Raw genomic sequence first — 11,514 nt, forward strand, 5'->3', positions numbered from 1 at the left:
TAGTCGAACAGCCGCTTCCACAACGTGAGCGGAACCGCCGGGCCGTTCTCGACATCCTCGCGCCCGTCACCGCCTCATCGTCGGAAGATCGCCTCGAGCCGGGCCTCCTGGTCGCCGTTGGAAAGGTCGCTCGGGTCGATCGCCTTCCTGATCATCGCTTTCTCGGCCGCGGTCGAGTTCGTGTAGAGCACCTCGATGGCGGAAATGTCGCCGTCCGCCACCCAGCCCTCGAACGCCAGCTCCGCCATCCGCACCTTCTCCTGCGGCGTCAGCAGCTTGATCACCTCCGGCCGCTGGGTGTACGTGAACTCGCGGACGTCGTCATCGTCGTCCACGCTCAGCGCGCCCTTGAGGAAATCGGTGTCGGTGATGGTCTTGGGATCGTCCGGGTCGATGACGAACGGGAACGAGCGCTCCTTCCCGGCGAACTCCGGGATGGTCAGCAGCGGCGGCACCGCGGACTCGTTCTGATTGGCCGGGATCATGTCGCCGGGGCTCTTCGGCCTCGGGTCGCTGACGAGGTCGCCGTAGAAGTGCAGGATCGCCGACTTGCTGGGCGCGCTGAGCGCGGCGAAGTCGACCGGGTCGCACCGGTCCAGCATGTCCTTGACGGTGTCGTACAGGTCGTCGGACTGCGGCGAGCCGGCCAGCCGGCTGCCGGTGTACGCCCCGATCGCGTTGGAGGTGGCATCCTCGGCGCCGAAACGCGACTCCGACTCGGCCTCCAGCTCATGCTCGCGGCCCTGCCGGGTGGCGGACCGGTTGCCGCTGGTGCCGGGCGACGCGGACGAGACGAAGTGCGAGATGTAGAGCAGCTGGAAGAAGTGCCGCATGTCGAGCAGGCCGGCGCGGCTGGTCAGCAGGTAGCGCGGCAGCAGCATGGACTTGACCGTCGGCATGTCCGAGCCGAGCTTCTTGGAGATCTTCCGCCCGGCCGAGGAGCCGCCGCAGTTCTCCACGAAGGTGTCCATGTTGACCGTCGTGCCGTACGAGACGGAGGCCGCGATGATCGACCTGACGGTGGCCAGCATGTCGGCGTAGGTGCCGGCAACCTTGGCCGTCTCGTCCCACTTGGCGCCCTGGTGCGTGCCGTGCGGCAGGTGGAAGCGCTTGAGCGTCGGGCCGCCCTGCACCACGTGGGCGAGCTCGTGCCCGAGCAGCCCGGGCGTGTACCGCCCGGCGCCGACGACGATGTCCGACCCGACCGTGTACGCGGCCGCACCGACCTGCTCGGCCGAACGTTCCGCCGCGCCGTCGGTGTGCAACCGGACAGCGGAGAAGTCCCGCCCGAACCGCTGCTGCATGGCGGCCATGGTCGCGCCGTCGAGCGGCCGGCCGGGACCCGCGAGCGTCTCGACGACGGCGCGGGGCAGCAGGCCACCGCCGCGGTCCGTCTCCCGAGCGTCGCCGCCGCGGTCGGCGTCGCGCTCCAGCGCGTCGCCGGGTTGGGTCATGGCGCGCATGAGCATCCGGTTGGACAGCGGCGGGACGACCTTGCCGATCGCGGCCTCTTTCGCCTCCGGCAGCTCACGGTCCCGCCCATCGGCCCGCTTCCTCACCCGACCATCATCCGACACCCCACCCGCATCGCGCGACGTCCACTCAGGTGTTGTGGGAAGCCGGCCGGGCGCCGACCGGCAGGCAATCGACGACGTACTGGCCGAGGTAACGCGCGCCTGGGATGCCGCCGACGCCGACGCGTACGGCCGCTGCTTCACCGCCGACGCCAGCTATGTCACCTTCGTCGGCACCGCCTACCAGGGTCGCGCCGACATCACCGAGAGCCGCAGCGCACTGTTCCGGGCCTTCACCAAGGGCACCCGGATGGCGTCGGAGACCCTCCGCGTGACGTTCCTCTGCCCGCACGCCGCGGTCGTGGTCGGCCGCGGCGACACGTTCAAACGCCGCCGCCCCGCGGGTTCCGCGCCTCAGACCGGCTCGGGCAGATAGCGCGTGTACTTCTGCTTGATCAGGGAGTTGAAGGCGTAGCCCCAGATGCGGGTGCCGCGGAAGGTCCAGACCTGGCCGGCCGCGAGGTCGACCACGGCCGGCTGGGCCATCGTCGCGAAGCCGCCCAGGTTGAGCCGGTGCGCCCGCCGGGTGAGGGCCACCGCGGATTCGTCGGCGGCCGCGGCCACCAGGACCGGCAGCACGATCACCCCGGACTGCGCGCCGGACCACTTGCCCTTGCGCGCCACCGCCAGCCGGACGGCGGCATCCGTGAAGCCGTTCACCTCGGCCTCGCCGACCCGGTCCGCCTTGGCCGCGACGAGGAAGACGTGCATCCGGGACAGGGCCTTGAACTGGGCCTTGTAGCCGACCAGGCCGAGCTCCTCGTGGGTCACCGCGCAGCCGTCGCCGGCGAGCCGGTCCGCCAGCCCTTTGAGGTAGGTGTCCGCGTCGATCATGAGCCCGCCTTCTTCTTTCGCCGTTCCCGCCACGGGTCAGCACCCCTTGACTGTCGGCCCGGCCCTCGACCCGCACCACTATGTCGCAGACCCACCAGTAGCCCAAACCGTGGTCGCTCAGCGGACCGGCGCGGCGGAAGAGAACCAATCATGATCGACGCGGGTTTCGGCTCTGGCGTGGCGGAGGCGCGGTCAGTGCGCGGGAGTCTCCGGAGTGGTCGCCGGCACCCTGGGCAGCGAGATCAGCGGCAGCGACGTGCGGAACTGCCCGGGCGTCGCCGGCGCGGCGCCTTCCCGCCACGGGTCCCGATGGGCGGCGATCGACGCCCTCATCCGTTCATCGAGCCCGTCCGCATCGTCGACGATCACGTCGCGCAGCCGCTCGATGCCGATCCGCGGCACAAACGCGTACGTCCGCTCCAGCCAGTTCGCGTGTTCGCGGTAGTACTGCAGGAACCGCCCGGTCAGCCGGATCACCTCGTCGGCCGTGTCCACAGTGGCGAGCAGGTCGCCCTTGCGGACGTGGGCTCCGGCCGCACCGCCGACATAGATCTCCCAGCGGCCACCGTCGACGGCGACGACACCGAGATCCTTGACGTACGCCTCGGCGCAGTTCCGCGGACACCCGGTCACCGCGAGTTTGAGCTTGGCCGGGCTCTCCAGGCCCTGGAACCGGCTCTCGATCGCGATGCCCAGCGTGGTGGAGTCGCCGACCCCGAAGCGGCAGAAGTCCATGCCCACGCAGGTCTTCACGGTCCGGAACGACTTTCCGTACGCGTACCCGCTGGGCATGTCGAGGTCGGCCCAGACCGCGGGCAGGTCCTCCTTCCGTACGCCGAGCAGGTCGATCCGCTGCCCACCGGTGAGCTTGACCATGGGTACGCGGTACTTGTCGGCGACGTCGGCGATCCGGCGGAGCTGGTGCGGGGTGGTCACGCCGCCCTTCATCTGCGGTACCACGGAGAACGTGCCGTCACGCTGAATGTTCGCGTGCACCCGGTCGTTGATGAAGCGGGCGTCGCGCTCGTCGACGTACTCGTCGGCCCACATCATTCGTAGCAGCGACGCGAGGCCCATCTTCGAGCGGGCGTCCTCGGCGCCGGCGGGTGCGAGCGCGGCGAAGACCTCGGAGACCGACTTCAGCTCCATGTTCCGGATCGTGGTCATCAGCTCGGGCTTCGGCAGCGGGATGCCGGGCACGTACCACGAGACCGACTCGTCCTCCTCGACCTCGCCGCCGGCCGCCCATTCGACGATCTGCGCGACCAACGTCTTGCAGGAGCCGCAGCCCTTGCCGGCCCGGGTGGCGTCCGCGACGCCACCGACGGTCCGCACCCCGGCCTGTACGGCATCGACGATGGCTTGCTTGGTGACGCCGTTGCAGTTGCAGACCTGTGCCGAGTCGGCCAGCTCCGCCGCGGTGGTCTCGGCGTCCGGCGCGCCGAGGTCGAAGAGCAGCCGGATCCGCTCCTCCGGCAGCGGGGAGCCGCGGTCGAACGCCTGGACGAGGTAGCCGGCCTTGCTGACGTCGCCGAGCAGCGTTGCGCCGACCAGCCGCCCGTCCCGGATGATCACGCTCTGGTACACGCCGCGACGACGTTCGGCGAACACCACGGTCTCGTCGTCGTCCCGGTCCGGCTCCTTGAGGCCCATCGCGGCCACGTCGACGCCGGCGACCTTGAGCTTCGTGGCGGTGCGCGAACCGTGGTAGGCGGCGTCCGGGTCGGCGCCGGTGAGGTGGTCGGCCAGCACCCGGGCCTGCTCCCACAGCGGGGCGACCAGCCCGTACGTCTCGCCGCGGTGTTGGGCACACTCGCCGACCGCGTAGATGTCCGGCTCGTCCGTGCAGCGCAGCTGGTCATCGACGACGATGCCGCGCTCCACGTCCAGGCCGCTGCGTTCGGCCAGCGCCGCGCTCGGGCGGATGCCGGCCGCCACCACCACGACGTCGCAATCGATGGTCCGGCCGTCGGCGAGCTTGACGCCGCTGACCGCATCCTTGCCGAGAATCTCGGTGGTGCGGGCGCCGGTGACGACCTCGATGCCGAGCGCCTCGACGGATCGGCGCAGGATCGCCCCGGCCTGCGGATCGAGCTGCGCGTTCATCAGGTGGCCGGCCGAGTGGACGAGCGTGACGTGCGGCAGGTGCGATTGCAGCCCCCGGGCCGCCTCGAGACCGAGCAGGCCGCCACCGATCACGACCGCGCGCCGGTGCTCACGGGCGTACCGGATCATGCCTCGGGTGTCGTCGATCGTGCGGAAGGTGAAGACGCCCTGGTGGTAGCCCCGGCCGGGCCGGTGCAGGCCGGCGATCTTCGGCACGAACGCGTCGCTGCCGGTAGCAATGATCAGCTTGTCGTAGGGGGTGGTCCGGCCGAGCTCGTCGACTACCGTCCGGGCGAACCGGTCGATGCGGGTGATCCGGACACCGGTGTGCAGGTCGATGCGGTTCGCGGCGTACCAGTCCATGTCGTTCAGGAAGATCCCGGACTCGTCCTCGATGCCGCAGAGCACGTTGGACAGCAGGATCCGGTTGTAGTTCCCGTACGGCTCGGCGCCGAACATCGTGACGTCGAAGAGGTCTGCGCCGCCGCGGTCCAGGATCTCCTCGACGGTCCGGGCGCCGGCCATCCCGTTGCCGATCACCACCAGCTTCTTCGCCATCTCAGACCTCGACGAGGCCGACGTCGACCACCACGGCGCCGGCGACCCCGACCGGCGCGGCCAGGTGCAACTCGATCGCCGTCCCCGGCTCCAGGTCCTCGACCACCCTCAGCGGTACGTGCACATCCCCCTTCGCCGCGATCGGGAAGTACCGCATCGGCGAGCCGTCCCGCATGAGGATCACGCAGATCAGCTCGTGCGAGGCGTTCCCGGCGCGGAAGTACACCGGCTGAGTCACCGTCCCGTCCGGGACCGTGTAGGTGAGCAGGACGTCCAGCAGAAACGGCTGATCCAGCCCTTTACCGTCGAATCTGTAGATGCCCTGTAGGAACCGGGGTACCGACTGCATCTGAGATCTCCTTCGTCCGGGCTCGGGTCAGGATGTAGGTGGCGGAGTCGGTTCGGCTCACCCCGCAATGCTCGCCCGCACCTGTTTCGCCGGGATTTACGCCCGACTCTCGCTTCGTTTCCACCGCTCGCGTTTGCGCCCGGCTGCCAACGTGGTGGCATGGCTGGCTGGATTGCCTTGATCGCCGCATTGATCGGCGCGGTGGCCGGGACGTTGTCGACCTACCTGACCTTGCGGCCCCGGCTGACGCTCGAGCTGGAGTACACCTACGACCGCACGCTGCGCGACAAACGAATCGACTCCTACCAGCGCCTCTTCCACGTCACCAGGCACTTTCCCCGCTATTACCTGGACGACGGCCGACCGGACGGCTCCGACCTGCACCGCTACCGCGAGGAACTGCACGACTGGTATTTCAACCCGGACGCCGGCGGCATGTTCCTGACCGCGCCGGCCAAGCAGGCCTTCTTCGAGCTACAGAACCACATAGCCGGTCTGATCTTCATCGACGGCAGGCTGCGCGACGACCGGAGCGCACCGATCTCCCCCGAGGCGTGCGACGAGCTGGTGGCCTTGGCCCACGGTCTGCGTGGCCAGTTGGTGGCCGATATTGGCTCCGCCAATACTCCAAGGATCTACGGCGCCCACCCGTGGCCGGCGCTGGAGCCGCCGCGTACCGTCTTGGGACCTCGCTAGAAAGTGCATCCATGGCTCTCGAATACAGGCTGATCCTTACTGGGGACACGTCCATCGATCAGGTGGCGGAGCGCGCCTTTCCGGACGCGAGCGAACGGCCGATCGGTGGTCCCCCGCGACTCACCGTCGACCACCGGGAAAGCTACGGATTCATCGTCACCGTCCTGCCCGGACGAGACGGCTACCTCGATCTGGAGACCGACGGCGGGTCCTGGGTGTGGGAGCCGAAGTCCTACGTCGGGATTCAATTTCGGTTGGACAAGTTCGCGGATCTTCGCTGGGCGGTCACGAACATGCTCGGCGTGGTTCGCCGTGCGCTGGACACCGGGCCGGAGGACGCGACATTCGACTTCAACGGCGACATCCTGCTCTTCGCCCGGCTTGACGGCGAGCTCACGAAACATCGTCGCACCTGGTGGGAGCACTATTCGTCCGGCGACCGGTCGATCCCTGGCTAGCATTCGCGTGCCGTGGTCAGGCCGACTCCCGCACGACCACCTTCGTGGGCAGGATGAACGAATCCGGCTGCGCGCCGTTGAGCAATTCGATGAGCATGCGGGCGGCCTCGCGGCCCAGCGACTGCACCGGCTGATGAACCGTGGTCAGCTTCGGATCGGTGTGCAACGCGATCGGCAGATCGTCGAAACCCACCACGGCCACGTCGCCGGGCACCGTGCGGCCGGCGTCGCGCAGCACCCGCAACGCCCCCGCCGCCATGTTGTCGTTCGCCGCGAGCACGGCGTCGAGGTCCGGGCGCGCGCTCAGCAGCGTACGCATCGCCGCCGCACCGCCGGCTTCCATGAAATCCCCGGGCTCGGTCGCGTACGGCCGGAGCCCCGCCAGCGTCAGCGCCTCGGTGTAGCCGCGCCGGCGCTCCCGGCCGACCGTGGTGTCGTCCGGTCCGGTGATCATGGCGATGCGGCGGCGCCCATCGCGCAGCAGGTACTCGGTGGCCGCCCGCGCCCCGCCCGCGTTGTCGGCCTCGACGTAGAACGGTGGCGTCCCGTGCAGAGGCAGCCCGATGAAGACGGTGGGCAGTCCCGATCGCGCCGCGATGTCGATCAGCGGATCGTCGCCGCGCAGCGCCACCAGCATCACCCCGTCAGCGCCCCGGGTCTGTAGGAAGCTCTCCAGCCGCCGCTGGCCGTGACCGGTCGTGGCCAGGCTGAGCACCAGGTGCAGGTCCGTCGTCTCCAGCGCGGTGGACGCACCCATCATGATCTGCCCGAAGAACGGATCCGCGAACACTCCCGGCCCGTCGCCGGAGACCGCCAGCACCACCACACCGGTCTGGCGGGTCGCCAAGGCCCGCGCGGCGCGATTCGGCGTGAACCCGAGGTCCCGGATCGCCTTCTCCACCGCGTCGCGCTTCGCGCGGCTCACATGCGGCCCGTTGTTGATCACTCGGGACGCCACGGTGCGCGACACCTGTGCCCGCTCGGCGACCTCGTCGAGCGTCGGCGGCCGCGACGGGACCGGCGATGACATACCCGGTCCCCCTCCGCTCGATCCACCATCAGGCTAGCGGGTCGTTTCGGACGATTCGAGGACCGGTGGCGCCCGGTTCGCCACCGAGGGCGGCTACGAGCCGGACGCCATGCCGACGATCAGTACTTGGTGTATCTGGCCCAGTCGTAGGTGGCGGTCAGCGTGGTGCCGGGATAGGTGAACCGCCCCAGCCAGCCGTCGACGCCGATGCCGGGCCAGAGGTTCATCATGATGCGTTGCGGGTGCGTGGGAAGCGGTCCGCGCGAGCCGTTCTCCTGGTGTACGAGCGCTCCGTCGACGAACCAGTTGATGGTGCCGCCGTTCCACCACTCGAAGGCGTAGTTGTGGTAGCCGGTCGAGGCGTCGAAGCCCAGGTTGATGACGGTTTCGTGGCCGCCGACGCCGTTGGTGAAGTAGTTGAGCTGTAGTTGGGTGGTGTTCTTGCCGAGGATCTCCACGTCGATCTCGTCCCAGGGCTGGCCGTCGCTCGGCCCGGTGTAGGTGAAGAACGAGGTGACGGTGCCGGGGTTCTTGACGGCCTTCATGCGCGCCTCGAACCGGCCGTACGAGTACAGGTCGGTGGTGCGGTATTCGCCGGAGGCGTACGGCTTGCCGGAGCAGCCGCTCGGGCAGGGCTGGTTGTCCAGGTTGAGACCCATCACGCCGCCGCTGAACCAGACGTGGTCGGCGCGCCAGCCGGCGTTGAACATGCTGCCGTTGCTGTAGCCGTCGGCCTTGTACCAACGACCGGTGTCGAATCCGTTGAAGTTGTCGACGAAGCTGGGGCCGATGGCAGCTTCGGCCGGTGCGGGACCGGTCGCTGTCAGGGCGGCGACCGTGCAGAGGATCGCGGCGGCCAACGCTTTCGGTGCGCGAGATCGAGTGATGAGCACTGACGTCTCCAGTTCTACGGGTTTCGTCGTGCCGGGATGTCGCGTCGTGCACGACGAACGGGGGATGGGGGTCGAGCCGGCCGGGGCGCCGGCGGCTCGGGCTGGGGACGCCCGAGCCCTTTCGAATGCAGCGCCGTGGAATCAGAACTGGAAGCGCTTCCGATCAATCGATCCAGCGACGTCGATGAGAATTTTGTAACCTCGCGGTAAAACTTTGTCAAGGGTCGAATCAGGTCTGAAGCTCTCTAGCTGCATATACGTCCACCAGCGACCTTCGCTCCACCTTGTCCCCCACCTCACAAAGCCACCTCTTGAAACCCGCGCTTTACATCGATGAGCGCGAGTGGCTATCTTCTGACCGGAAGCGCTTCCAACTCTGACGAGCGCCCTCTGGGAGGCAACATGCGAAGGCGAACACTGCTCGGCACGGCGGCGGCCGCGGTGGCGACGGCAGTGTCCGATGCGGCCGGTGCGCAGGCCGCGCCGGTGTGCAAGGACACGTCACCTACCCGGTACCTGGGCATGTTCCGGGAAGAGAACCCCACCGCGATCGCGGCGAGCGTCAAGAACCTCTACGGCGTCACCCCGGCCGGCGTGATGTGGTTCGACAGCTGGGCGAGCGGGCTGGCCTTCCCGGTGAGCGAGGCCAAGGCACTCTGGCGGCGCGGCATCATGCCGAACTACACCTGGGAGCCCTGGAATACCGCGCTCGGCCCGAACGACCCCGGGCAGATCCACCTGACCGACGTCATCGACGGCACCTGGGACAGCTACATCAGGGCACGCGCCAAGGAGTTCGCCGCCGTGCGGCTGCCGATCCTGGTCCGCTGGGGACACGAGTTCAACGGCAACTGGTACCCGTGGGGCATAGCGAACAACAACGCCGACCCTTCGCTGTACGTGCGGGCGTACCGGCACGTCCATGACCTCGTCACGGCCGCCGGGGCGCGGAACGTGCAATGGGTGTGGGCGTACAACAACGGATCCTCGCCGGACGCGCCCTACAACGACCCGGCCTGCGCCTACCCCGGCGACAGGTACGTCGACTGGGTCGGCATCGACGGATACAACTGGGGCTTCGGCCCGTCGTGGGACCCGGCCGGCGACCACTGGACGAGCTTCGACGCGACCTTCGCCACCGCGTACGCCAAGGCCCGCGCCGTCGCGCCGAACCGGCCGGTGATGCTCGGCGAGTTCGCGTCCACCGAGGACGGCGGGGACAAGGCCTGGTGGCTCGAGGAGATGGGCGCCACGCTGCGCTCAGGCGCGTACCCCGACCTCAAACTGCTCACCTACTTCGACCTCACCAAGGAAGAGGCCTGGTCGCCGAACTCGTCGCCGGCCGCGCTCGCCGTCTTCAAGACCTGGGTACGGCAGAGGTACATGAAGGGACGCAGCCACGAATTGGCGCGCGTCGCCGGGGACTACGCCCGTTCCCGGAGATCTCTGGGCTGATGCCGCACGGTCAGGTCCTCGGTGCCGAGGACGTTCAGTAGTCGCAACTTGTCGGCTGCTTCGCTGCCGCGCGCCGCCGTGTAGACGACGATGCGCAGATCTGCCCCGTACACGGAAAGCACATCGCAGTCGACCTCGACCTCACCGACCTGCGGATGGTCCACGGTCTTGCTTCCGCTGCGGTGGTGCGCGACGGCGGAGCCCTGCCACAAGCGCGCGAACTCGGTGCTCGACGTCCGCAGCGCGCCGATCATGTCCGTCAGGTCGCGGTCGGCCGGGTAACGCGCCGCCACCTCACGCAGGTCCGCGACCAGCGAAGCCCGGTGCTCCCCCGGCCGCGGGTGCCGCACCCGCCCGGTGTCGTCGTGGAAGGTCCGCCACACGATGTTCGCCGACCGGCGGCCCAGGTCGCGCCCGGCGTCCCCGATCAGCGCGGCCCACAAACCGTTGTACTCGATGAGGGTCCAGGCCGCGTCGAAGACAGCGATCGGGGCGTCGGTGAGACGGTCGAGCAGGCGCCGCACGCTGGGGCCGATGTGCCGCGGCACCGATCCGCCCGACCGGGCGGCATGCCCTGCCAGCCGGCAGGCCAGCTCGTACTCGGCATCGGACAGGCGCAACGTCCGGGCCAGCGCGCGCAGGACGGCACGAGCACATATCTCATCACCGGAGCGACAGGCAACGTCGGCGGCCCGCTCGCGCGGCAGCTACACGACCAGGGCTATCCCGTACGGGTAATGGTGCGCAGCCTCGCCCGAGCGGCCGACCTGCCCGCCGGCATCGAGCGCGTCGTCGGTGACCTCGACAACCCCGACGACGTGGCGAAGGCGGTCGCCGGCGTCGAAGCCGTCTTCCTGATGGCTGTCGGCAGCGGCACCGCCCAGGCCGAGACGATGGTCGATGCCGCACGAGGCGCTGCCGCACCGAGGATCGTCCTGCTCTCGTCCGTCGGCGCGCGGCTCGAACCGCTGAGCGAGAACCCCATCGGGGCCGCTCTCGCCGCCCGTGAGCAGGTCATGCGCGAATCCGGTCTTCCCGTGACCTATCTGCGGCCCAACGCCTTCGCCTCCAACGCCTTCTGGTGGCGCGACGCCATCCGCGCAGGCAAGGTCGTCGACCCGACCGGCGGCGGCCGGATCGCCGTGATCGACCCGGCCGACATCGCCCGGGTCGCCGCGACCACCCTCACCGAGGAGGGCCACGCCGGCAAGGGGTACACCCTCAGCGGTCCGGAGGCCCTGTCCGCGCGCGAGCAGGTCGAGATCATCGCCGAGGTGACCGGGCGCCGGATCGAATTCGAGGACACCACCCCGCACGAGTACGCGCAGGCATCCATCGCACAGGGAACCCCGCCCGAGCAGGCACAAGCCCTTCAGGCCCTGCACGAGGTCTTCCGCGCCGGCCGCGCGGCCTACATCACCGACGACGTCGAGAACCTCACCGGCGTCGCCCCGCGCACCTTCCGCACCTGGTGCGAACACAACGCCGCCACCCTGCGTCTTCCCCATTGGCCGCCAACAACGTCCGGCGCCGAGTACGCGGCCGGCTGTTGAGCCGGTCG

Annotated in this window: 12 protein-coding genes and 1 pseudogene; 5 read left to right on the forward strand and 8 right to left on the reverse strand. The window is 69.2% G+C overall.

Translation table 11 applies throughout. The features are described 5' to 3' along the window. Positions 1-74: 74 nt before the first annotated feature. A complete protein-coding gene (locus BJ971_RS31675; RefSeq protein WP_203709243.1) occupies positions 75-1,559 on the reverse strand; it encodes an eCIS core domain-containing protein in 1,485 nt (494 codons plus the stop codon). 52 nt (positions 1,560-1,611) lie between these two features. Between BJ971_RS31675 and BJ971_RS31680 the strand changes: the two genes are divergently transcribed. After that, positions 1,612-1,950 carry an SgcJ/EcaC family oxidoreductase gene (locus BJ971_RS31680; RefSeq protein WP_203709242.1) on the forward strand — a complete coding sequence of 113 codons (339 nt, stop codon included), beginning with the start codon at positions 1,612-1,614 and terminating at the stop codon, positions 1,948-1,950. On the opposite strand, the gene BJ971_RS31685 is transcribed toward BJ971_RS31680, so the two are convergent. The 4 genes and pseudogenes from BJ971_RS31685 to BJ971_RS31695 all read right to left on the reverse strand — a co-directional run bounded on the left by BJ971_RS31685 (position 1,929) and on the right by BJ971_RS31695 (position 5,421). After that, a complete protein-coding gene (locus BJ971_RS31685; protein WP_184996815.1) occupies positions 1,929-2,408 on the reverse strand; it encodes a hypothetical protein in 480 nt (159 codons plus the stop codon). The genes BJ971_RS31680 and BJ971_RS31685 overlap by 22 nt on opposite strands. Before the next feature lie 82 nt (positions 2,409-2,490). Further along, a pseudogene (locus tag BJ971_RS42565) lies at positions 2,491-2,556 on the reverse strand (hypothetical protein); the annotation flags it as partial. Positions 2,557-2,600: 44 nt separating this feature from the next. Then, the gene (nirB, locus tag BJ971_RS31690) at positions 2,601-5,072 is read right to left on the reverse strand and encodes a nitrite reductase large subunit NirB (RefSeq protein ID WP_184996816.1); all 2,472 of its coding nucleotides are present in this window, start codon (positions 5,070-5,072) and stop codon (positions 2,601-2,603) included. A gap of 1 nt (position 5,073) precedes the next feature. Next, positions 5,074-5,421, reverse strand: a complete 348-nt coding sequence (locus BJ971_RS31695) for a molybdopterin oxidoreductase (protein ID WP_184996817.1) — start codon at positions 5,419-5,421, stop codon at positions 5,074-5,076. 159 nt (positions 5,422-5,580) lie between these two features. Here BJ971_RS31695 and BJ971_RS31700 point away from each other — a divergent pair, with 159 nt between their 5' ends. Both BJ971_RS31700 and BJ971_RS31705 read left to right on the forward strand, forming a co-directional pair. After that, on the forward strand, positions 5,581-6,117 hold the full coding sequence (locus BJ971_RS31700; RefSeq protein ID WP_184996818.1) for a hypothetical protein: 537 nt from the start codon (positions 5,581-5,583) through the stop codon (positions 6,115-6,117). Positions 6,118-6,128: 11 nt separating this feature from the next. Continuing rightward, a complete protein-coding gene (locus BJ971_RS31705; protein WP_184996819.1) occupies positions 6,129-6,575 on the forward strand; it encodes a SitI3 family protein in 447 nt (148 codons plus the stop codon). 16 nt (positions 6,576-6,591) lie between these two features. Here BJ971_RS31705 and BJ971_RS31710 read toward each other — a convergent pair whose 3' ends face one another. Further along, the gene (locus tag BJ971_RS31710; protein WP_184996820.1) at positions 6,592-7,605 is read right to left on the reverse strand and encodes a LacI family DNA-binding transcriptional regulator; all 1,014 of its coding nucleotides are present in this window, start codon (positions 7,603-7,605) and stop codon (positions 6,592-6,594) included. Between the two features lie 119 nt (positions 7,606-7,724). Then, complete coding sequence (gene bglS / locus BJ971_RS31715) at positions 7,725-8,465, reverse strand: beta-glucanase (protein WP_221478885.1); 741 nt, start codon at positions 8,463-8,465, stop codon at positions 7,725-7,727. Positions 8,466-8,900: 435 nt separating this feature from the next. On the opposite strand from bglS, the gene BJ971_RS31720 reads away from it, so the two are divergent. Beyond that, a complete protein-coding gene (locus tag BJ971_RS31720; protein ID WP_184996821.1) occupies positions 8,901-9,953 on the forward strand; it encodes a glycoside hydrolase family 26 protein in 1,053 nt (350 codons plus the stop codon). On the opposite strand, the gene BJ971_RS31725 is transcribed toward BJ971_RS31720, so the two are convergent. Next, positions 9,923-10,573 (reverse strand): MmyB family transcriptional regulator, encoded by a 651-nt coding sequence (locus BJ971_RS31725; protein ID WP_239087381.1) that lies wholly within the window; start codon positions 10,571-10,573, stop codon positions 9,923-9,925. The genes BJ971_RS31720 and BJ971_RS31725 overlap by 31 nt on opposite strands. Between BJ971_RS31725 and BJ971_RS31730 the strand changes: the two genes are divergently transcribed. Next, a complete protein-coding gene (locus BJ971_RS31730) occupies positions 10,559-11,506 on the forward strand; it encodes an NAD(P)H-binding protein (protein ID WP_239087389.1) in 948 nt (315 codons plus the stop codon). The genes BJ971_RS31725 and BJ971_RS31730 overlap by 15 nt on opposite strands. Positions 11,507-11,514: the final 8 nt, after the last annotated feature.

Origin of the sequence: Amorphoplanes digitatis (assembly GCF_014205335.1) — a bacterium.
In the GTDB taxonomy this organism is placed as follows: domain Bacteria; phylum Actinomycetota; class Actinomycetes; order Mycobacteriales; family Micromonosporaceae; genus Actinoplanes; species Actinoplanes digitatus.

What these genes read in the sequence shown, in the direction of transcription:
- BJ971_RS31685 (WP_184996815.1), bottom strand. Translation starts at nt 2,408, where the DNA reads ATGATCGACGCGGACACCTACCTCAAAGGGCTGGCGGACCGGCTCGCC.
- nirB (WP_184996816.1), bottom strand. Translation starts at nt 5,072, where the DNA reads ATGGCGAAGAAGCTGGTGGTGATCGGCAACGGGATGGCCGGCGCCCGG.
- BJ971_RS31695 (WP_184996817.1), bottom strand. Translation starts at nt 5,421, where the DNA reads ATGCAGTCGGTACCCCGGTTCCTACAGGGCATCTACAGATTCGACGGT.
- BJ971_RS31700 (WP_184996818.1), top strand. Translation starts at nt 5,581, where the DNA reads ATGGCTGGCTGGATTGCCTTGATCGCCGCATTGATCGGCGCGGTGGCC.
- BJ971_RS31705 (WP_184996819.1), top strand. Translation starts at nt 6,129, where the DNA reads ATGGCTCTCGAATACAGGCTGATCCTTACTGGGGACACGTCCATCGAT.
- BJ971_RS31710 (WP_184996820.1), bottom strand. Translation starts at nt 7,605, where the DNA reads ATGTCATCGCCGGTCCCGTCGCGGCCGCCGACGCTCGACGAGGTCGCC.
- BJ971_RS31720 (WP_184996821.1), top strand. Translation starts at nt 8,901, where the DNA reads ATGCGAAGGCGAACACTGCTCGGCACGGCGGCGGCCGCGGTGGCGACG.